Raw genomic sequence first — 18,210 nt, forward strand, 5'->3', positions numbered from 1 at the left:
TAATGGATAAAAAAGATCAATTAAAAGAGGTAGTTGATCAGGCAATTGCTGATCAAAAAGTACCTCACGTCAAACTAAATAAATTAGGCCCAAATGGGGTTAATGTAGATAAGTTAACTAAGCCCTCAAAAGAAACCAGACAAGAATATTGGGGTAAAGGGTTAACATATCTAGCAATTTTATTAATTATTGTTTTAGTTGTTTCCATTATTGGTTTTGTTGGAATCCACGGTTTAGCTACCTTTTTTGGCGATCATGTTAATATTATTCATTTCCTAACTTCAAGTGATTGGGATCCAGGCGAAGGTAAAAACCACGTTGGTGCGGCTGCAATGATTGTTACATCATTTTCAGTAACGCTTTTGGCAGCATTAGTTGCAACACCTTTCGCTATTGCTGTAGCAGTCTTTATGACTGAATATACTTCTAAAAAGGGTGCAAATTTCTTACAATCAGTAATTGAATTGCTGGTTGGTATCCCATCTGTTGTATATGGTTTCTTAGGGTTAACGATTGTAGTACCAACAATCAGAAAGATTTTTGGTGGTACCGGGTTTGGTATCCTGTCGGCAACACTGGTATTGTTTGTGATGGTTTTACCAACGATTACTTCATTGACAGTTGATGCGCTAAAGGCAGTTCCGGGTCATTTTAGACAAGCTTCTGCAGCACTTGGGGCAACGCATTGGCAAACTATTTATAAAGTTATTTTAAAAGTAGCTACTCCTAGAATCTTAACTGCAGTTATTTTCGGGATGGCAAGAGCTTTTGGTGAAGCCTTAGCAGTACAAATGGTTATCGGTAACGCAGTGTTGATGCCAAGCAACTTAATCAGTCCATCAGCTACTTTAACTAGTCAATTGACTAGTCAAATGGGTAATACTGTCATGGGCACACTACCTAACAACGCCCTATGGTCATTAGCATTACTTTTATTGATTATGTCACTAGTCTTTAATATCTTAGTGCGTTTAGTAGGAAAGAGAGGTCAGAAATAGATGAGCGAGAAGAGTAAAGATAAAATTGCTACCGGAGTTATTTACTTCTTAGTAGCAATTGTTGTTCTAATCTTAGCTGGTATTCTTGGTAACATTCTGATTACTGGTGTACCACATCTATCTTGGCATTTTTTAACTTCTGAAGCTTCATCTTTTCAAGCAGGAGGCGGGGTCAGAGATCAGCTTTTTAACTCTTTATATTTATTAGTCTTAACAACTATCATCTCTTTACCTATTGCTTTAGGTGCTGCCATCTATTTGTCTGAATATGCAAAAGATAACTGGTTAACTAGTTTAATCAGAACAACTATTGAAATTTTAAGTTCATTACCATCAATTGTAGTTGGTTTGTTTGGCTATTTACTTTTTGTTATTCAATTTGGCATGGGCTTTTCAATTATTTCCGGGGCAATTGCCTTAACTTTCTTTAACTTACCAATTTTGACAAGTAATATTGAAGAAGCGATTAAGGGTGTACCTCAAACGCAACGTGAAGCTGGTCTTGCCTTAGGCTTATCCAATTGGAAGACAATTCGCGGGATTGTCTTACCTGCAGCATTACCAGGTATTTTAACTGGACTTATTTTAAGTGCCGGAAGAATCTTTGGTGAAGCTGCCGCACTAATTTATACAGCTGGACAAAGTGGGTCAACTGTTAATTATGCAGATTGGAACCCATTTAGTCCAACTAGTCCATTAAATGTGATGCGGCCAGCCGAAACTTTAGCAGTTCACATTTGGAAGGTAAACACTGAAGGTATTATTCCAGATGCAACAGTTGTTTCAGCTGCTACTTCTGCTTTATTAGTCATTGTGGTTATCTTATTTAACTTAGGTGCAAGATACTTAGGAAATAAGTTGTACCGGAAGTTAACTGCTGCAAAATAAGGAGGGAGCTATGGAAGAGAATTTAACGCCAAGTTATATCAAGACTTTCGATAAAGATGAACGTGCTCTTGCTACGGAAGACTTAAGTGTTTTCTATGGTGGCAAGGTGCAAAAGCTGTTCGATGCTAGTCTCCAATTTAAGAAAAATTCGATTACTGCTCTAATTGGAGCATCTGGTTCGGGTAAATCAACATTCCTTCGCTCTTTGAATCGAATGAATGATAAGGTTGCTAAGATTGATGGTAAAATTATTTTTCACGGATTAGATGTTAACAAGCCAGATATCAACGTTTATGAGCTGAGAAAAAATATTGGGATGGTGTTCCAAAGACCTAATCCATTTCCTAAGTCAATTCGTGAAAATATTGTTTACGCTTTAAAAGCAAATGGTAAAACAGATAAAAATGAGTTGGATCGAATTGTTGAAGAAAGTTTAAGAGCAGCAGCACTTTGGGATGAAGTTAAAGATAAACTTGATAAAAGTGCTTTGGCCTTGTCTGGTGGTCAGCAGCAGCGTTTATGTATTGCGCGAGCTTTAGCAGTTCAACCGGAAATTTTACTTCTTGATGAACCAGCAAGTGCGCTAGATCCAGTTTCAACTTCAAAGTTAGAAGATACGCTCAAGCAGCTTCGTTCAGAATATACGATGATTATGGTTACTCATAATATGCAGCAAGCTTCAAGAATTAGTGATCATACTGCATTTTTCCATTTAGGACATGTGATTGAATATAATTCTACAGCAGAAATTTTCACTAATCCTAAAGGCCAGCTGACTGAAGATTATATTCAAGGTAGTTTCGGTTAAAGGTAATAGAATGAATAAAGAAGTTATAACTGCAAAAAATGTCAAATTAAGTTATGGTGAATTTGAAGCTTTACATGGCATCAATCTAAATTTTCATGAAGATGAATTGACCGCATTAATTGGTCCTTCAGGATGTGGAAAGTCAACTTTTTTACGTTGTCTTAACCGAATGAATGACGATATTGAAAATATCAATATTACTGGTGAGATTTTATTTGATGGTGAAGATATCTATGGTTCTAAAATGGACTTGGTAGAACTACGTAAGAATGTTGGTATGGTTTTTCAACAGCCTACGCCATTTCCATTCTCTGTTTATGATAATGTGGCTTATGGTTTGCGGATTGCAGGAGTCAAAGACAAAGAACTGATCGATCAAAGAGTTGAAGAGAGTTTAAAACAGGCTGCAATTTGGAAAGAAACCAAAGATAATTTGAAGCGTAATGCACAAGCTTTTTCAGGTGGACAACAACAGCGTATTTGTATTGCTAGAGCTTTAGCAGTTCGTCCTAAAGTTGTTTTACTTGATGAACCAACTAGTGCGCTTGACCCAATTTCAAGTAGTGAAATTGAAGAAACATTAATGGAGTTAAAGCATCACTATACTTTTATTATGGTGACTCATAATTTACAGCAAGCTGGGCGAATTTCTGATCAAACTGCCTTCCTGATGAATGGTAATTTGATTGAAGCCGGTAAGACAGAAGAGATGTTTATTGCACCTAAGAAAGATATCACTAGTGATTATCTTAACGGTCGTTTTGGTTAATTGGAGAGAAAAAGATGCACGAAATATTTTTAGATGAATTAAAGAAACTAAATACTGAGTACATGGAAATGGGTGTTTCGGTTAATGAATTAATTGATCAAGCTACCCGTGCTTTTGTTGACCATGATAAGAAAAAGGCCCAAGAAATGGTTGATGACGAAGAAAAAATCACTATTGGATCATTGGATATTCAAAAGAAGGCTTTGAAATTAATGGCATTGCAGCAACCTGTTGCAACTGACTTTAGAGTTGTTATCAGTATTTTAAAGGCTGCAACCGACCTTGAAAGAATCGGTGAAAATGCTATTAGTATTGCTTTAGAAACCATCCGTGTAAAAGGGAATACAAGAATTCCTGATGTTGAAGAAATTATCTCTAACATGACGCACAACGTTCGCCATATGCTTATTCAAGTATTGACTGCTTATGTTCAAGATGACAGTAAGATGGCTAAAGAAGTTGCAATTCAAGATTCAACAATTGATCACGATTACGTTCGTGCTCGTAAACTAATTGTTGACGGAATTGAAAAAGATCCTTCAACTGCGGTTGCTTCATCCAGCTATTTTGTAGTTACTAGATTACTTGAAAGAATTGGAGATCACATTGTTAACTTAGCAATGTGGGTTGTTTACAAGACAACTGGTGAATTGAGTGAACTATACAACTCATCTGAATTAAAGACTATTTAACTAAAAAAGATCTGCTATTGCAGATCTTTTTCTTTTATAGGGATACAGGAAGCAATAAAAATTATTCCGAAAAAGATAATTAAATTATTTTTTCCTGCTAAATAGGCGATATTAGCTAAAATTAGACTGGCTAAAATAAAAATCCAATCAACAATTTGCACCTTACGAGCTTTATTAGGTATATTCTCCAAACTCTTTTTAATTCCAATTGCACCTTCGACAATCACGATTAGACTTAATAAAAGCCAAATGGTGTTGGCGATAATTGAGCCAAAATTCCCATGAGCTTGGATAATGCTACGAATACTTAAAAAGAAAACAGTAATTCCTAATGTAAAGTAGACAATATTTTTGAGTTTATTCAAAATTCGCTCTTTTTTATCTTGATCAGTCATATTGATCCCCCCTCAATTCTTTTGTATTAATCACATCAAAAAAAGTACAAATTGTGCTTGCATGATGTATTTTAGGCTGCTATACTATTTAAAGTAAATTCTACCTAAGACTCGGGTGGCATGACGCCTCAATAACCCGCCGAGGCCAGAAGATAATGAAGATTTTTATGCTCCATGTCTTTGTGGCATGGAGTTTTTATATTGGCCTTTATAGAATTTATCAATGAAATCGTGGAGGTGAAATATAAGTGAGTAAAGCTGCTATTGCTGAAAAGGAAAAGCTCGTTAATGCTTTTGCTGAAGAACTTAAGGCTGCTAAGGCTATCTTGGTAATTAACTACTTAGGTTTGACTGTTGAAGAAGTTACTAACATGCGTAAGGAACTTCGTGACAACGACGTTAAGATGAAGGTTATCAAGAATACCTACTTAAGACGTGCTGCTGCTAAGGCTGGCATCGAAGGTCTTGACGATACTTTCGTTGGTCCTACTGCTGTTATCTACACTGACAACGCTGACGATGTTACTGAACCAGCTAGAATCGTTTCTAAGTACGAAGAAGATTTCGACGTTATCGAAATCAAGGGTGGTATGCTTGAAGGTAAGTTGACTTCAAAGGAAGAAATCAAGGAACTTGCTGCTATCCCTGGCCGCGAAGGTTTGCTTTCAATGCTTGTTTCTGTATTGCAAGCTCCTGTACGCGACTTCGCTTATGCTGTTAAGGCTGTTGCTGAATCAAAGGATGAAGAATCAGCTGAATAAGATTGACTATATTTAATATCTAAATTCTAATTTTTCGGAGGATACTTAAATGGCTTTAGATACTGAAAAGATTATTGAAGATTTGAAGGGTGCTACTATCCTTGAATTGAACGACCTTGTAAAGGCTATTGAAGAAGAATTTGACGTTACTGCTGCTGCTCCAGTTGCTGCTGCAGGTGCTGCAGATGCAGGTGCTGCTAAGTCAGAATTCGATGTTGAATTGACTTCAGCAGGTCAAGAAAAGGTTAAGGTTATTAAGGTTGTACGTGACATCACTGGTCTTGGCCTTAAGGACTCAAAGGACCTTGTTGATGGTGCTCCTAAGAACGTTAAGGAAGGCGTTTCAGAAGACGAAGCTAACGACATCAAGGCTAAGCTTGAAGAAGTTGGCGCAACTGTAACCCTTAAATAGTTACAGTCCAACTGGACGACTTTAAGAAGGAAGAACTTTGCAAATGCAGAGTTCTTTTTTTATATCAGAATTAATCATGAAAACTTTTCTAAAATCCAAAATATATAAATGGACTATGGCAATCTTAGCTGTCATAGAGATCGCACTTATTATTACTGATTTCGCAGCCATAATTGATATCAATATTAAGACTTCTAGATGGTTTTGGTTAAATAATACTATTCTGGTGATTTTTGCTATAGATTATTTCTACCGGCTTTATTTGGCAGAAGATAAGAAAAAATTCATTAAAACCCATATTTATGATCTTCTAGCGATTATTCCAGTGGGTGCAGCCACTAATTGGATGCAACTTGCCAAAATGGGTGATATTGCGCTATATTTTCGTTTGTTAAGATTAATTCGTTTAGCTGGACTAATGGGAAAATTGCATGAGATTATCCATACTAATGGAATTCTTTATATGTTATACTTCAGTATTGCCTTTTTGATGTTGGGTTCAGTGGCTATTTCAATTACTGAGCATGTGTCGCTTGATCAAGCCTTCTGGTGGGCAATTACAACTGCTAGTACAGTCGGGTATGGTGATATTTCGACAGATACGATTTCTCCTAAGAGTTTAATCGGTAAACTTGTTATTCTGGCAATGATTCTAATTGGAGTAGGTGTCGTGGGGATGGTTACAAGTTCAATCACAACTTATTTTATGAAGAAGAATTCGATGATCACTGCCTCAGAGAACAAGACTAATCTTAATTTGATTATAGAAAAACTCGATAGCGTTACTAAACAAAATGAACAATTGCTTGAAAAGACCAAGCGATTAGAAGAACAAATTCAGGAGCTGCAGGCTGCACAGAACCAAACGGAATGGCATAAATTTAAGGAATGGCTAGATAAAAAAGAATCCAAAAATAAAAGCGAGGAATAGATTATGGCAAACCAAATGTATTTTGCAGAAAATCCAGAGGCTAAACATGATGAACATGTTGTGGATTATCATGTGAATGGAATAGATTTAAAGTTCAATACTGATGCAGGCGTTTTTTCCAAGATGCGAGTTGATTATGGCTCAGGCGTTTTGATTAAAGCGATGCAAGGACAAGTCTTTCCTAAAGATGGAATTCTTGACGTAGGTACTGGCTATGGCCCAATTGGTCTGTTTGCAGCTAAATTTTGGCCTGATCAAATAGTCGATATGGTTGATGTAAATGAACGTGGATTGGCTTTAGCTAAGAAGAATGCGGAACTGAATCATGTGGATAATGTGAATATTTTTTCTTCTGATATTTATGCACAAGTGGATAAGCAATATGGTTTAATCTTAACTAATCCACCAATTCGTGCAGGGAAAAAAGTAGTTTCAAAAATTTTATCCGAGGCAAAATCTCATCTTGTTCAAAATGGTTTAATCTTAGTTGTTATTCAAAAAAAGCAAGGCGAACCTAGTGCCCGTAAGCTTTTAACTGAAACTTTTGGTAACTGTGAAATCCTTACTCGAGATAAAGGCTATTATATCTTAAAGGCAGTTAAAAGATAATTAAGAAAGCGGTTAAATAGCTGATGAGAGCAGGATTAAACTACTTTCAAAAGTGTTTTTTCTATCTATAATAGATTATAGAAAATAAAGATAGTTAGGGGAGACAATTATGAAAGCTTTGAAGTACATCATAGCAGCAATGTTTATTATTGGTGGATTCTTTATGTTAGGTTGGATTTTTGGTGATAATGAAACTGCTACACCAGCATTCGTAACCTTCCTATACATGATAATCGAAGGAATTTTCTTCTACCACTACTTCAGAAACCGCAGCGTAGGAAATTTATATCAATAAAATAAATTAGTCAGTCGAAGGGGCTGGCTTTTTTGTTAAGATAGATACTAGATTATTCAATAAGGAGTATTTTTGGTGTCTAGCGAAGATAAGAAGAAATACATGCAATTGGCCTTTGAAGAAGCAAAAAAGGCTGAGAAGCAAGATGAAGTGCCAATTGGTGCGATTATTGTCGATCCTGATGGAAATGTGATTGGTCGTGGTTATAATCGCCGTGAACTTGACCAAGATTCAACCCAGCATGCAGAAATCATTGCAATTCGTGAAGCTTGTCAACACTTAGGAACATGGCGCTTGATCGACTGCAGTTTATTTGTAACTCTTGAGCCATGTCCAATGTGTGCAGGAGCAATTATTAATTCACGGGTTAGAACTGTTTATTTTGGCGCGCTTGATCCAAAAGCTGGTGCAGCTGGCAGTGTCGTCGATTTGTTTGCTGTGGAAAAGTTTAATCATCATCCACAAGTTTATCGCGGACTTTTCCGTGAGCAAGCTAGCCAAATGCTGAAAGATTTTTTCAGAGAAATTCGTCGCAAGCAGAAAGAAGCAAAGGCTAAAAAAGAAATAGACAATAATAGTGGAAATCAGGAGTAAAATACGCTATTATATTTGTTGGGCAATGTTCGGCCTCTGAATTGTGTCAGGACCGGAAGGTAGCAGCACTAAGGTTGTTCGGGCATGTGCCCTTTATTCGATAATTAACAAACTCTTAGCTCTTAAGCGAGTTAGGAGTTTTTTTACTAGGAAAGAGAATTTATGGCTTATCAAGCGCTGTATCGTAAATGGCGGCCACGCACTTTTGATAGTGTCATTGGCCAAGAAGCCATTACCGACACTTTAAAAAATGCGATCAAAAGAAATACTATTTCCCATGCTTTTTTGTTTTCTGGGCCAAGAGGAACAGGGAAGACGTCCTGTGCCAAGATCTTTGCCAAAGCATTAAACTGCACTAATTTGCAAGATGGTGAACCTTGCAATGAATGTGAAAACTGTAAAGCTGCTGATGAAGGGGCAATGCCTGATATCATTGAAATTGACGCAGCTTCTAACAATGGGGTTGATGAAATTCGTGAGATTCGCGATAAGGTAAAGTACGCACCGACTCAAGGTAAATATAAGGTTTACATTATTGATGAAGTTCACATGCTCTCGATTGGGGCCTTTAATGCCTTACTTAAGACTTTAGAAGAACCACCAGAGCATGTGGTGTTTATCTTAGCCACAACTGAATTGCAAAAGATTCCAGCAACTATCATCTCAAGAACTCAGCGATACAACTTCAAACGAATTTCTAAGGCTGATCTAGAAAAACGGATGATGTTTATTTTGGATCAAGAACAGATTAAGTATGAAGATAAGGCTTTATCTGTTATTGCTCAAGTTGCAGATGGTGGAATGCGTGATGCACTCAGCATTCTGGATCAGCTTTTATCTTATGAAGCCGATTCAGTTAATTATGATGATGCTTTAAGAATTACTGGTTTTGCGGCTAAAGAAAATATTGAAAAAATTATGCTTGCCTTACTAAATGAAGATGCTGCTGAAGCGCTGAAACAAACGCAAGTAGCTTTAAATGATGGGGCAAGTTCTAAGAATATCTTGGATGAAATAATTGATTTAGCCACTAATAGTTTGATTGTTAATAAGGCTGGAGCAGACAATAATAGCACTTTTTTGACAGAAGATTTTGCTGAAAAAATCAAATCATTCTCAAGTAGCCGCTATTTTAAAATTATTAACTTAGCTAATAATGCCTTGAATGATTTGCGGTATACTAACCAGCAACAGATTCCACTTGATGTCTTTTTAGTGGCAGCTAGTCAAGAAGAAGCACCAGCAAATAGCACTACTGAAATTAGCCAAGTTACACCAGTTAAGCCAAGTGCAAATAATGACTTGCAAGCAGAAATTTCTGCTTTAAAGAAACAAGTAGTTGATTTAACTGAAAAGTTTTCTAAAATTTCTTCTGCACCAAGATCAAGCAATAAAGATCAAGTTTATAAGCTTCCTTCTGAAAATAATCACACCAAGCCTACTAAGACGCGAGCTGAAATTGCACAAGAAAAGACTAAAAAGCCAGTTAAGCGGGTTAAGAAGAACAATGAGCAAAATCGTAAACAGGTTTACCACGTGCTTGAAAATGCGACGCGCGAAGATCTTAATGCAATTAAAGATGTATGGCCAGACTTATTATCTGTTTTGGAAGTGTCAGAAAAGGCTTTACTTGATGTCTTAGAACCGGTAGCAGCTAGCCCTGATCAGGTAGTTATGAAGTGTAAATATGCCTTATGGTTTGAAAAAGCAAGTTCAGACAGCGATTTACTCGGCAAACTAACTGGTTATATTGAGCAGTTTACTAAGCATTCTTATGAAATTGTTTTAGTGCCTGATAATGATTGGATGGCCGTTCGTAATGATTTTGTCCAAAGTCATAAAAAAGAATTGCTAGCTAAAAAACAGCAACACATTGATGCAATTGAAGAAAAAAATGAAGAAGCTGAAGATAATTCAGAAATAATTTCTAAAGCTAAAGATTTATTTGGAGACTTAGTTAATATAAAAGATTAAAATAATAATTGATATAATTAAGTAGATGTAAAAAATAGTAAGGAGATTTTTTTATTATGAGTAGACAACCAAACTTTGGCGGAATGAACATGCAAGCAATGATGAAGCAAGCTAAGAAATTGCAACAACAAATGGCAGCAGAACAAGAAAACATTACTGCTCAAGAATTTGTTGGTAAATCAGCAGATGACTTAGTTGTTGCTACTTTCACTGGTGACCGCAGATTGAAGGACCTTAAGATTAATAAGGATGCAATCGATCCAGATGACCCAGACATGCTTCAAGACTTAATCATTGATGCTGTTAACAAGGGTATTTCAGAAATTGATGAAGCTACTAAGGCAAGTTTAGGTAAGTACACGAAAGGCTTGATGTAATTGCAATATCCTCTGCCAATTGCACATTTAATTGATTCTTATATGAAATTGCCAGGAATTGGTGAAAAAACAGCAACAAGATTGGCTTTTTACACACTCGACATGCCTGAACAAGATGTTAAGGACTTTGCCAAGGCACTAGATGAAGTAAAGCAAAACTTGCGTCAATGTTCAATTTGTGGCAATATCACCGAAAAGGATCCATGTGAAATTTGCTCAAACCCAAATCGCGATCAATCAACCATTATGGTCGTTGAACAACCAAAAGATGTAATGGCTTTTGAAGAAATGGGCGAATACGATGGTCTTTATCACGTTCTTCACGGTGTGTTATCACCAATGGATGGGGTAGGACCAGAGGAAATTAATATTAAGTCACTGATTACACGTTTACAAAAGAATGATCAAGTTAAGGAAGTTATTTTAGCACTCAATTCAACTCCGGAAGGTGAATCAACTGCAATGTACATCAGTAAGTTAATTAAACCTGCTGGAATCAAAGTTACTCGTTTAGCAGCAGGACTTGCTGTAGGGAGTGATATTGAATATGCTAATTCGATTACTTTAAAAAGAGCAGTACAAGGAAGAACATCATTATAATGGCAAAGAGAAATAAGATAAAAGAAGAAGGAGACCAAAGATTGATTACTTTGGTTGAAAAACTTCAAAATCAAATTGCTCTTCAGCAAGATTTAGATCAAACAACTTTAGACATGTCAGATGACAATGTAGTGGCAAGTAAAATTTTGCGTGCAAAATACAGTTTTTTGTACAATGAAGCTCGTCTTCGACACACAAGATTTAGTGGTATCACGAATGCCATTACTCAATAGTTTAAATAGAAAAGTCCATGAAAATGGGCTTTTTATTTTGGTGAAAAAATTTCAAAGTATAAGGGCTGTTAATAGGAGTAAAACTTCTGTAAAATAGACCCATGGAGGATTTTATGAAAGGTTTTTTTATTAGTCTTGAAGGTCCCGATGGAGCGGGGAAAAGTACAGTTTTACAGGAAGTTTTGAAGCAAATTGGTCCGGAGATGAAAACACAATATCTTGTGACGCGTGAGCCGGGTGGTTCAAAGATTGCTGAAAAGATTCGTGAGATTATTTTAGATCCTGAAAATGATAAGATGGATGATCGAACAGAAGCTTTGCTTTATGCAGCGGCACGAAGTCAACATGTTGAAGAAATTGTAAAACCAGCTTTAATGCAAGGCAAAGTTGTTTTTTCAGATCGTTTTGTGGATAGTTCATTAGCTTATCAAGGGGCAGGGCGTGATTTAGGAATTAAAGAAGTTAAAGAAATTAATGATTTTGCAACAGGTGGTCTAGAGCCAGATTTAACAATTTTCTTTGATCTTGATCCTGAAATTGGCTTGAAGCGAATAAAAAAATTACGGCCAGATAATGAAGATCGTTTGGAACAAGAAAAATTAGCCTTTCATAAAAAGGTTTATACTGGTTATAAAGAAGTAGAAAAATTGTATCCAGATCGTATCAAAACGATTGATGCTAGTCAGGCATTAGAACAAGTAGTTGAAGATACAGTTAATCTAATTAAGTCATATTTACCAGAACTGTTTTAATTTTAAGGGGTGATTTGATGAAGTTAGTAATTGCAATTGTGCAAAAAGATGATGCAAATAAATTACAACGTGCTTTTGTCAAAAATAATATTCGAGCTACTAAGCTTGCTACAACTGGTGGCTTCCTAAGTGAAGGTAATGTAACTTTCCTAATTGGTACCGAAGAAGAACATGTAGAAGACGTTCTTACGATTATCAAAGAAAAGTCTCAAGCTAGAGAAGAATATGTACAACCTAATTTGATTCCGACAGGGATGGAGCTGAATCAACCGGTACAAGTTACAGTTGGTGGTGCTACTTGTTTTGTAGTTAATGTAGATGAATTTAGACGATTCTAATGATTGATTTAAATAATATTGGTAAAAGGCAGGCAGATTTATTACGGACGGCTTTTAATAATAAACAATTAGCCCATAGTTATCTATTTGTCGATAATGATCAAAATAGAGCGTTAAATACGGCTTACTGGCTGGCTTGCTTGTTTAATTGTGTCGGTGAAAACAAACCAGATGGGACATGCATCAATTGCAAGCAGATTCTATCAGGTAACCATCCCGATGTTCTATTAGTTAAGCCTGAAGGTAAACAAACATTAGGAATTGATCAGATTCGTCCTTTAAAAGAAGAATTAGCTAAAAGTCCGGTTGAAAGTACAAGACGCTTCTTCTTAATTGATGAAGCACAAAGATTAACATTGCCAGCTGCAAATGCTTTACTTAATTTATTGGAAGAGCCTGTTGCACCTGTGACTTCGATTTTAATTACCAACAATGCTGATCAGATTTTGCCAACTGTTCGATCAAGGGTGCAAGTCGTTTCTTTTGATGAAAGTCAAGCCAGTGGTAAGACCGCAATTTTGCTAAAAAACGGCTTTTCTCAAGATGATCTTGAAGAATTAGGCGATACCCAAAAATTAGATCAGATGATTAAGTATTTTTATGAAGAAATGCTTGAACAAAATGATCTTGCTTTAGTTAGTGCTCATAAATTAGCAGATAGTGCGAAGACGTCTTCTGAGCAGCAATATGTTTTGCTCTTCTTAAAATTAACTGCACAAAAAGATCTGGATGATGATCTAAAGCGGCTAGCGGCAGCACGTATGCTAAAATATTTGATAGAAATAGATAAAATGCGTTTTAGCAATGTTAATTTTCGTAATTCACTAGATTATCTTGCTTTACAGTGGAAACGGTAGGTGTAGTGATGGATCCTTATTCAAAATTGCAGCAGCTTCATGATTCAATGGCTAAAATGACTAAGACAATTGAAAGCTTAGAAAACGACATTCTTGAAACTCTTAAAGAAAATACTGAACTGAAAGTTGAGAATCAGCTTTTAAGAGAAAAATTGGACAAAATGACTGCTAAGAGCACTGAGCCAATTATAAAAACGCAGAGTGGACTTGAGTCATTACGCCAGATTTATAATTCTGGTTATCATATTTGTAATATGTATTATGGCTCACACCGAGATCCCAGCTCAGACTGCATGTTCTGTATGGATATTTTAGATAATTTTGGTGAAAAGAAGAAACCAGCAAAGGATTAAAAGAATGCAAAGGCAAAGTAGTTACGCCAAAGAAGAGGGAAAACTATATTTAGTTCCCACTCCGATTGGCAACCTTGAAGATATTACTATTAGAGCAAAAAAAGTACTAACTGAAGCAGATTATATTGCCGCAGAAGATACTCGTACTAGCGGAATTTTATTGGAAAAAATTGGCGTTCATAATAAGATGCTATCTTTTCATAAATATAATTCTGTCCAAAGAGCGCCTGAATTAGTGCAAATGATGAAAGATGGTGCAGTCATTGCAGAAATTAGTGATGCAGGGATGCCAGTGATTTCTGACCCAGGTTATATTTTGGTACAAGAATGTATTAAAGAAGACGTTCCAGTAGTGCCACTTCCAGGACCATCAGCTTTTGCAACAGCTTTAATTGCTTCAGGCTTTGATGCTCAACCATTTACCTACTATGGCTTTTTGCCTAGAAAAGCTTCTGAGCAAAAGCCTTACTTTGAACAGATGAATAAAGCCAAAGCAACTTCAATTTTTTATGAAGCACCACATCGCTTAAGTAAAACTTTGCAAACTTTGGCTAGTGTCTTGCCAGTCGAACGCCAAATTGTGGCTGCAAGAGAATTGACCAAGATTCATGAAGAATTTGTCAGAGGGACTATTCAAGAAGTAAGTGAATATTTTGAAAATAATGCCCCTCGCGGAGAATTTGTGATTTTGGTATCACCTAATACTGAAGCACCAAAGCAATTATCTTGGCCTGAATTAATCAAGTTAGTTGATGGCTTGGTTGATCAAGGCAAGAGTAAAAAAGATGCAATTAAAGAAGTAGCTAAAGAACATCACGTTTCTAAGAACGAGTTGTATGATGAATACCATCAAGGCTAATGAAATGACGAAATTTACAGAAAAACATATAATAGAATTCAGTGACTGTGATGAAAACCAACATTTGAAATTATCTTCAATGGTAGATTTGATGATGCAGGTTTCAGAGCATCAATTGTCTCAAAAAAATGCCGGTTCTGAAGATTTACTAAAGCAAGGGATAGGCTGGGTCGTTACCCAATATCATTTTGAAATTAATAATTTGCCAAAGCCTGGTGATGAGGTGATTTTAAGTACTGAAGCTTCTGGCTATAATCGTTTCTTTGAGTATCGTGATTTTGGTATTAGTACCGCGGATGGGGAAATACTAGTTAGTGTTCAAAGCCGTTGGGTAATGTTTGACTTGAAGAAGCGGTCATTAATTCCATGTGATGAAGAGTTGATGCAAAGATTTAACGTGCCGCTTCTTAAAAAGCAGCCATTCTTTGCTCGATTACGACCACAAAAAGAATATTCTAGAAAGAGAAGATATCGAGTTAGATATGATGATCTTGATACCAACCATCATCTAACTAATAGCCATTATTTTAATTGGTTTATTGATATGCTTGATCGTGATTTTTTACGTGAGCACCTTGTTAAAACAATTGATATTAAGTTCGACAAAGAGATAGCTTATGGTGAAGAGCCTTTTTCTTGTGTAGTAATTAAAAAAGAAGACGCTGAAATTAAGACTTTCCATGCAATTGAGAATAGCGATGGAGTGGAAGAAACAGTTTCTGAAATTACGTGGAGACAGATTTAGGGCATGACTTTTGGTCATGCTTTTTTATCCAAGAAGGGAGTATGCGAATGAAGTTAAAAAAGTGGTTTGAAATTAGCTTACAAAACCTAGTTTTACTTGGAATTGTTGTAGCAATGGATGTTGTTTTATCTAAAATTTCTTTTGGGCCAGCAACTGTTCAAATTGGGCTGGGTTTTATTGGTAGTGTAATGTTGGGCTACTTTTTTAGCCCGGTCTGGAGTGCGATTGGCGGTGGCGTTGCAGATTTAGTAACTTCTGCAATTTTTGGGCAGCAAGGCGGCTTTTTCATCGGCTTTACGCTAACTGCGATGCTTGGTCCTATGATCTATAGTTTTTTCTTTTACCAGAAACCAATTAAAATCTGGCGTATTGTCGCAGCTGTTTTGTTAGTAACGGTGATTGTGAATGTCTTTTTGAATACACTTTGGATTCACATTATGTATGGATTAGACTTTAGAGCGGCATTGATTCAGCGTGCTCCTAAAGAATTGATTGTTCCATGGATTCAGATGGTAGTGATCTACTTTGTTTTAGAGGCACTATCTCGTGTTAAAATAAAAAAGTGATTATAAATAAGGGAAAGAAATTATATGAAAATTTTGAGTGTTTCAACAGCAACTAATCAGTTGAGTGTCGCCTTAAATGACGGACAAAAGATTATTGTTGAAAAAAATGAACAAGATCAACGCAATCATAGTGAACATCTTGATCCGATGATTGACCAAATCTTAAAAGACAACAATTTATCATTAAAGAATATCGATCGCTTTGCTGTAGCGATTGGACCTGGTTCTTACACTGGTTTAAGAATTGGAATAACTACAGTTAAAATGTTTGCTAGCATCTTAAACAAAGATGTTGTAGGAATTTCAACTTTAGAAGCACTGGCTAAATCAGCAGATACGGATGGCTTAATCGTAGCGGCATTAGATGCAAGAAATGATAATTATTTTGCTGGTGGATATGTTACAAATGAAAACCAAGTGCTGCAAAATGTTATTCCAGATGGTCATTATCATATTGATGACTTGATTAGTGCAATTAATGAATACGTTGAAGAAAATGATACTAAGAAAGTTATCTTGTTAGGCAATGATCTTAATACTCAAAATAAATTTAATGAATTAAAAACAGAATATCAATTTGGAAATAGTGATCAAAATGTACTGCATGCGGGTTTAATTGGTCAATTGGCCGAAAATGCTCCTACAGTTGATCCTGACGAATTATTACCACGTTACTTGCGCCGTACTCAAGCAGAAGTTGATTGGCATAAGAAGACCGGTAAGCCATATGGGTCAGATAGCGATTATGTTGAAGAAGTTTAAAAATATCAATCATTTTTTCCATCCTGATAATAATCATATTTCAACTGATTTTTCTCCCTTTGTTACTACAATTGGTGGGGAAAGATTGCAAGTGATGCAGGCGACAGATAACAATAATTCAGACCTGTTAGATCTTGAAAGAGAAGTTTACAAGGGAGAAATGCCTTGGAGTAGTTTTTCTTTTAAAACTGAACTACAAAAGACAAAAAATTCGTTGTACGTTGTTGTTTACCAAGCCTCAACCTTAGTTGGGTTTATTGGGGCGAGGTTTTTAACTAGAGAAGCGCATATTACTAATATCGCAGTCTCACCTGTTTTTCAAGGGCGCGGAATTGGGACTTTTTTGTTAAACCTAATGATACAGAAAGCCCGCGATAATAAGTGTGAGTGTATTAGCCTTGAAGTAAGAATTGACAACGATCGTGCTAAAAAATTGTATTCAGATTTGGGCTTTGAAGCGACCTTTATCAGAAAGAATTATTATCAAGATGATGTAGATGCCGTTAATATGGTTTGTTGGCTCATGCCACATAAATTAAAAGAAAGAAGTTAACACTGTGAGCGAAAAGAAAGACGTTCGAATCCTAGCCTACGAAAGTTCCTGTGATGAAACATCCACTGCAGTTATCAAAAATGGGCGTGAAATTGAAAGTTTGGTTGTAGCCACTCAAATTAAGAGTCATCAACGCTTTGGCGGGGTAGTACCAGAAGTGGCTAGTCGTCATCATATAGAAGTAGTTAGCCAAATCACTAAAGAAGCGTTGAGTGAAGCAAATGCTTCTTGGGATGACATTGACGCAATTGCGGTTACTTATGGTCCTGGTCTTGTTGGGGCACTTTTGATCGGGGTAAGCGCAGCTAAAGCCGCTTCAATGGCAACCGGTATCCCTTTGATTGGTGTTGACCATATTATGGGGCACATTATGGCTGCACAATTAAAAGATGAAATTGAATATCCAGCTTTAGCTTTACAAGTTTCTGGTGGTCATACTGAAATTGTTTTGATGAAAGATCCAGTTCATTTTGAAATTATTGGTGACACTCGTGATGATGCAGCTGGTGAAGCATATGACAAGATTGGTCGTGTACTTGGTGTAAATTATCCAGCTGGTAAAACCATTGATAATTGGGCACATCAGGGGAAAGATACATTCAACTTCCCAAGAGCAATGCTTGAAGATAACGATTATGACTTCTCATTCTCAGGCTTAAAGAGTGCTTTTATTAACACATGCCACCATGCAGATCAAATTCATGAAGAGTTAAATAAGTATGATTTAGCTGCAAGTTTCCAAGCAGCAGTGATTGATGTTCTTGCTCACAAGACGATTCGTGCAATCAAAGAATACAAGCCTAAGACTTTTATCATGGGTGGTGGGGTTGCTGCTAACCACGGTTTGCGCGAGCGAATGAGTGCAGAAATTGAAAAGTTACCTGAAAATGAACGACCAAAGGTAATTTTGCCAGACCTTAAGCTTTGCGGTGATAATGCTGCAATGATTGGTGCTGCTGCATATAACCTTTATAAGGATGGTCAGTTTGCAGATTTGAGTTTGAATGCTGATCCATCATTAGAATTACCATATGCTAATAGCATGTTGAATTAGAAAAATAAATTTTAAAGAATAGTTTTATTATAAAA

General features: G+C 36.3%; 26 protein-coding genes, 1 other RNA gene and 1 other annotated feature. Of the genes, 26 read left to right on the top strand and 1 reads right to left on the bottom strand.

Annotated features, from left to right (window positions below; genetic code table 11):
- Positions 1-2: 2 nt before the first annotated feature.
- The 5 genes from pstC to phoU are packed head-to-tail and all read left to right on the top strand — an operon-like array spanning position 3 to position 4,155.
- Entirely contained in the window at positions 3-998 is a 996-nt protein-coding gene (gene pstC / locus FC46_RS01625) for a phosphate ABC transporter permease subunit PstC (protein ID WP_057797302.1), read from the top strand.
- Entirely contained in the window at positions 999-1,886 is an 888-nt protein-coding gene (gene pstA / locus FC46_RS01630) for a phosphate ABC transporter permease PstA (RefSeq protein ID WP_057797303.1), read from the top strand.
- A 10-nt stretch (positions 1,887-1,896) separates the two neighbouring features.
- Positions 1,897-2,694 carry a phosphate ABC transporter ATP-binding protein PstB gene (gene pstB / locus FC46_RS01635; RefSeq protein ID WP_057797304.1) on the top strand — a complete coding sequence of 266 codons (798 nt, stop codon included), beginning with the start codon at positions 1,897-1,899 and terminating at the stop codon, positions 2,692-2,694.
- A 10-nt stretch (positions 2,695-2,704) separates the two neighbouring features.
- Positions 2,705-3,463, top strand: coding sequence for a phosphate ABC transporter ATP-binding protein PstB (gene pstB, locus FC46_RS01640; RefSeq protein ID WP_057797305.1), 759 nt, complete (start codon positions 2,705-2,707; stop codon positions 3,461-3,463).
- A gap of 14 nt (positions 3,464-3,477) precedes the next feature.
- Positions 3,478-4,155, top strand: a complete 678-nt coding sequence (phoU, locus tag FC46_RS01645; RefSeq protein ID WP_057797306.1) for a phosphate signaling complex protein PhoU — start codon at positions 3,478-3,480, stop codon at positions 4,153-4,155.
- Between the two features lie 14 nt (positions 4,156-4,169).
- On the opposite strand, the gene FC46_RS01650 is transcribed toward phoU, so the two are convergent.
- The gene (locus FC46_RS01650; RefSeq protein WP_057797307.1) at positions 4,170-4,550 is read right to left on the bottom strand and encodes a hypothetical protein; all 381 of its coding nucleotides are present in this window, start codon (positions 4,548-4,550) and stop codon (positions 4,170-4,172) included.
- Between the two features lie 85 nt (positions 4,551-4,635).
- Positions 4,636-4,759, top strand: a sequence feature (ribosomal protein L10 leader region).
- 39 nt (positions 4,760-4,798) lie between these two features.
- On the opposite strand from FC46_RS01650, the gene rplJ reads away from it, so the two are divergent.
- The 21 genes from rplJ to tsaD all read left to right on the top strand — a co-directional run bounded on the left by rplJ (position 4,799) and on the right by tsaD (position 18,175).
- Positions 4,799-5,311, top strand: coding sequence for a 50S ribosomal protein L10 (gene rplJ / locus FC46_RS01655; RefSeq protein WP_057797308.1), 513 nt, complete (start codon positions 4,799-4,801; stop codon positions 5,309-5,311).
- A 49-nt stretch (positions 5,312-5,360) separates the two neighbouring features.
- Positions 5,361-5,723 carry a 50S ribosomal protein L7/L12 gene (gene rplL / locus FC46_RS01660; protein WP_057797309.1) on the top strand — a complete coding sequence of 121 codons (363 nt, stop codon included), beginning with the start codon at positions 5,361-5,363 and terminating at the stop codon, positions 5,721-5,723.
- A 76-nt stretch (positions 5,724-5,799) separates the two neighbouring features.
- Complete coding sequence (locus FC46_RS01665) at positions 5,800-6,654, top strand: ion transporter (RefSeq protein ID WP_057797369.1); 855 nt, start codon at positions 5,800-5,802, stop codon at positions 6,652-6,654.
- A gap of 3 nt (positions 6,655-6,657) precedes the next feature.
- Positions 6,658-7,263 (top strand): class I SAM-dependent methyltransferase, encoded by a 606-nt coding sequence (locus tag FC46_RS01670; protein ID WP_057797310.1) that lies wholly within the window; start codon positions 6,658-6,660, stop codon positions 7,261-7,263.
- Positions 7,264-7,372: 109 nt separating this feature from the next.
- Entirely contained in the window at positions 7,373-7,558 is a 186-nt protein-coding gene (locus FC46_RS01675; protein ID WP_412362728.1) for a hypothetical protein, read from the top strand.
- Positions 7,559-7,630: 72 nt separating this feature from the next.
- Positions 7,631-8,152 carry a tRNA adenosine(34) deaminase TadA gene (gene tadA / locus FC46_RS01680; RefSeq protein ID WP_057797312.1) on the top strand — a complete coding sequence of 174 codons (522 nt, stop codon included), beginning with the start codon at positions 7,631-7,633 and terminating at the stop codon, positions 8,150-8,152.
- 16 nt (positions 8,153-8,168) lie between these two features.
- Positions 8,169-8,250: signal recognition particle sRNA small type (gene ffs, locus FC46_RS10005), an RNA gene on the top strand.
- A gap of 64 nt (positions 8,251-8,314) precedes the next feature.
- On the top strand, positions 8,315-10,126 hold the full coding sequence (gene dnaX / locus FC46_RS01685) for a DNA polymerase III subunit gamma/tau (protein ID WP_057797313.1): 1,812 nt from the start codon (positions 8,315-8,317) through the stop codon (positions 10,124-10,126).
- A 56-nt stretch (positions 10,127-10,182) separates the two neighbouring features.
- On the top strand, positions 10,183-10,503 hold the full coding sequence (locus FC46_RS01690; protein ID WP_057797314.1) for a YbaB/EbfC family nucleoid-associated protein: 321 nt from the start codon (positions 10,183-10,185) through the stop codon (positions 10,501-10,503).
- Complete coding sequence (gene recR, locus FC46_RS01695) at positions 10,504-11,103, top strand: recombination mediator RecR (protein WP_057797315.1); 600 nt, start codon at positions 10,504-10,506, stop codon at positions 11,101-11,103.
- Positions 11,103-11,336 (top strand): YaaL family protein, encoded by a 234-nt coding sequence (locus FC46_RS01700; RefSeq protein ID WP_057797316.1) that lies wholly within the window; start codon positions 11,103-11,105, stop codon positions 11,334-11,336. Before recR ends, FC46_RS01700 begins: the two co-directional genes overlap by 1 nt.
- A 113-nt stretch (positions 11,337-11,449) precedes the next feature.
- Entirely contained in the window at positions 11,450-12,088 is a 639-nt protein-coding gene (gene tmk / locus FC46_RS01705; protein ID WP_057797317.1) for a dTMP kinase, read from the top strand.
- A gap of 17 nt (positions 12,089-12,105) precedes the next feature.
- Entirely contained in the window at positions 12,106-12,426 is a 321-nt protein-coding gene (locus FC46_RS01710) for a cyclic-di-AMP receptor (protein ID WP_057797318.1), read from the top strand.
- Positions 12,426-13,283, top strand: a complete 858-nt coding sequence (locus tag FC46_RS01715; RefSeq protein WP_057797319.1) for a DNA polymerase III subunit — start codon at positions 12,426-12,428, stop codon at positions 13,281-13,283. Before FC46_RS01710 ends, FC46_RS01715 begins: the two co-directional genes overlap by 1 nt.
- An 8-nt stretch (positions 13,284-13,291) precedes the next feature.
- Positions 13,292-13,636 carry a DNA replication initiation control protein YabA gene (gene yabA, locus FC46_RS01720; protein WP_057797320.1) on the top strand — a complete coding sequence of 115 codons (345 nt, stop codon included), beginning with the start codon at positions 13,292-13,294 and terminating at the stop codon, positions 13,634-13,636.
- Positions 13,637-13,640: 4 nt separating this feature from the next.
- Entirely contained in the window at positions 13,641-14,495 is an 855-nt protein-coding gene (gene rsmI / locus FC46_RS01725) for a 16S rRNA (cytidine(1402)-2'-O)-methyltransferase (RefSeq protein WP_057797321.1), read from the top strand.
- A gap of 4 nt (positions 14,496-14,499) precedes the next feature.
- Positions 14,500-15,240: an acyl-[acyl-carrier-protein] thioesterase gene (locus FC46_RS01730; protein ID WP_057797370.1), complete on the top strand. Its 741-nt coding sequence runs from the start codon at positions 14,500-14,502 to the stop codon at positions 15,238-15,240.
- A gap of 47 nt (positions 15,241-15,287) precedes the next feature.
- Positions 15,288-15,806 (top strand): folate family ECF transporter S component, encoded by a 519-nt coding sequence (locus FC46_RS01735; protein WP_057797322.1) that lies wholly within the window; start codon positions 15,288-15,290, stop codon positions 15,804-15,806.
- A 24-nt stretch (positions 15,807-15,830) separates the two neighbouring features.
- Positions 15,831-16,568: a tRNA (adenosine(37)-N6)-threonylcarbamoyltransferase complex dimerization subunit type 1 TsaB gene (gene tsaB, locus FC46_RS01740; RefSeq protein WP_057797323.1), complete on the top strand. Its 738-nt coding sequence runs from the start codon at positions 15,831-15,833 to the stop codon at positions 16,566-16,568.
- Positions 16,552-17,121: a ribosomal protein S18-alanine N-acetyltransferase gene (rimI, locus tag FC46_RS01745; RefSeq protein WP_057797324.1), complete on the top strand. Its 570-nt coding sequence runs from the start codon at positions 16,552-16,554 to the stop codon at positions 17,119-17,121. Before tsaB ends, rimI begins: the two co-directional genes overlap by 17 nt.
- A gap of 4 nt (positions 17,122-17,125) precedes the next feature.
- Complete coding sequence (gene tsaD, locus FC46_RS01750; RefSeq protein WP_057797325.1) at positions 17,126-18,175, top strand: tRNA (adenosine(37)-N6)-threonylcarbamoyltransferase complex transferase subunit TsaD; 1,050 nt, start codon at positions 17,126-17,128, stop codon at positions 18,173-18,175.
- Positions 18,176-18,210 lie beyond the last annotated feature (35 nt).

It is taken from the genome of Lactobacillus kalixensis DSM 16043, assembly GCF_001434335.1.
Lineage (GTDB): Bacteria > Bacillota > Bacilli > Lactobacillales > Lactobacillaceae > Lactobacillus > Lactobacillus kalixensis.

Bases quoted from the DNA above. Each gene is read 5' to 3' on its own strand.
- pstC (WP_057797302.1), top strand. From the start codon at position 3: ATGGATAAAAAAGATCAATTAAAAGAGGTAGTTGATCAGGCAATTGCT.
- pstA (WP_057797303.1), top strand. From the start codon at position 999: ATGAGCGAGAAGAGTAAAGATAAAATTGCTACCGGAGTTATTTACTTC.
- pstB (WP_057797304.1), top strand. From the start codon at position 1,897: ATGGAAGAGAATTTAACGCCAAGTTATATCAAGACTTTCGATAAAGAT.
- pstB (WP_057797305.1), top strand. From the start codon at position 2,705: ATGAATAAAGAAGTTATAACTGCAAAAAATGTCAAATTAAGTTATGGT.
- phoU (WP_057797306.1), top strand. From the start codon at position 3,478: ATGCACGAAATATTTTTAGATGAATTAAAGAAACTAAATACTGAGTAC.
- FC46_RS01650 (WP_057797307.1), bottom strand. From the start codon at position 4,550: ATGACTGATCAAGATAAAAAAGAGCGAATTTTGAATAAACTCAAAAAT.
- rplL (WP_057797309.1), top strand. From the start codon at position 5,361: ATGGCTTTAGATACTGAAAAGATTATTGAAGATTTGAAGGGTGCTACT.
- FC46_RS01665 (WP_057797369.1), top strand. From the start codon at position 5,800: ATGAAAACTTTTCTAAAATCCAAAATATATAAATGGACTATGGCAATC.
- FC46_RS01670 (WP_057797310.1), top strand. From the start codon at position 6,658: ATGGCAAACCAAATGTATTTTGCAGAAAATCCAGAGGCTAAACATGAT.
- FC46_RS01675 (WP_412362728.1), top strand. From the start codon at position 7,373: ATGAAAGCTTTGAAGTACATCATAGCAGCAATGTTTATTATTGGTGGA.
- dnaX (WP_057797313.1), top strand. From the start codon at position 8,315: ATGGCTTATCAAGCGCTGTATCGTAAATGGCGGCCACGCACTTTTGAT.
- FC46_RS01690 (WP_057797314.1), top strand. From the start codon at position 10,183: ATGAGTAGACAACCAAACTTTGGCGGAATGAACATGCAAGCAATGATG.
- FC46_RS01700 (WP_057797316.1), top strand. From the start codon at position 11,103: ATGGCAAAGAGAAATAAGATAAAAGAAGAAGGAGACCAAAGATTGATT.
- tmk (WP_057797317.1), top strand. From the start codon at position 11,450: ATGAAAGGTTTTTTTATTAGTCTTGAAGGTCCCGATGGAGCGGGGAAA.
- FC46_RS01710 (WP_057797318.1), top strand. From the start codon at position 12,106: ATGAAGTTAGTAATTGCAATTGTGCAAAAAGATGATGCAAATAAATTA.
- FC46_RS01715 (WP_057797319.1), top strand. From the start codon at position 12,426: ATGATTGATTTAAATAATATTGGTAAAAGGCAGGCAGATTTATTACGG.
- yabA (WP_057797320.1), top strand. From the start codon at position 13,292: ATGGATCCTTATTCAAAATTGCAGCAGCTTCATGATTCAATGGCTAAA.
- rsmI (WP_057797321.1), top strand. From the start codon at position 13,641: ATGCAAAGGCAAAGTAGTTACGCCAAAGAAGAGGGAAAACTATATTTA.
- FC46_RS01730 (WP_057797370.1), top strand. From the start codon at position 14,500: ATGACGAAATTTACAGAAAAACATATAATAGAATTCAGTGACTGTGAT.
- FC46_RS01735 (WP_057797322.1), top strand. From the start codon at position 15,288: ATGAAGTTAAAAAAGTGGTTTGAAATTAGCTTACAAAACCTAGTTTTA.
- tsaB (WP_057797323.1), top strand. From the start codon at position 15,831: ATGAAAATTTTGAGTGTTTCAACAGCAACTAATCAGTTGAGTGTCGCC.
- rimI (WP_057797324.1), top strand. From the start codon at position 16,552: ATGTTGAAGAAGTTTAAAAATATCAATCATTTTTTCCATCCTGATAAT.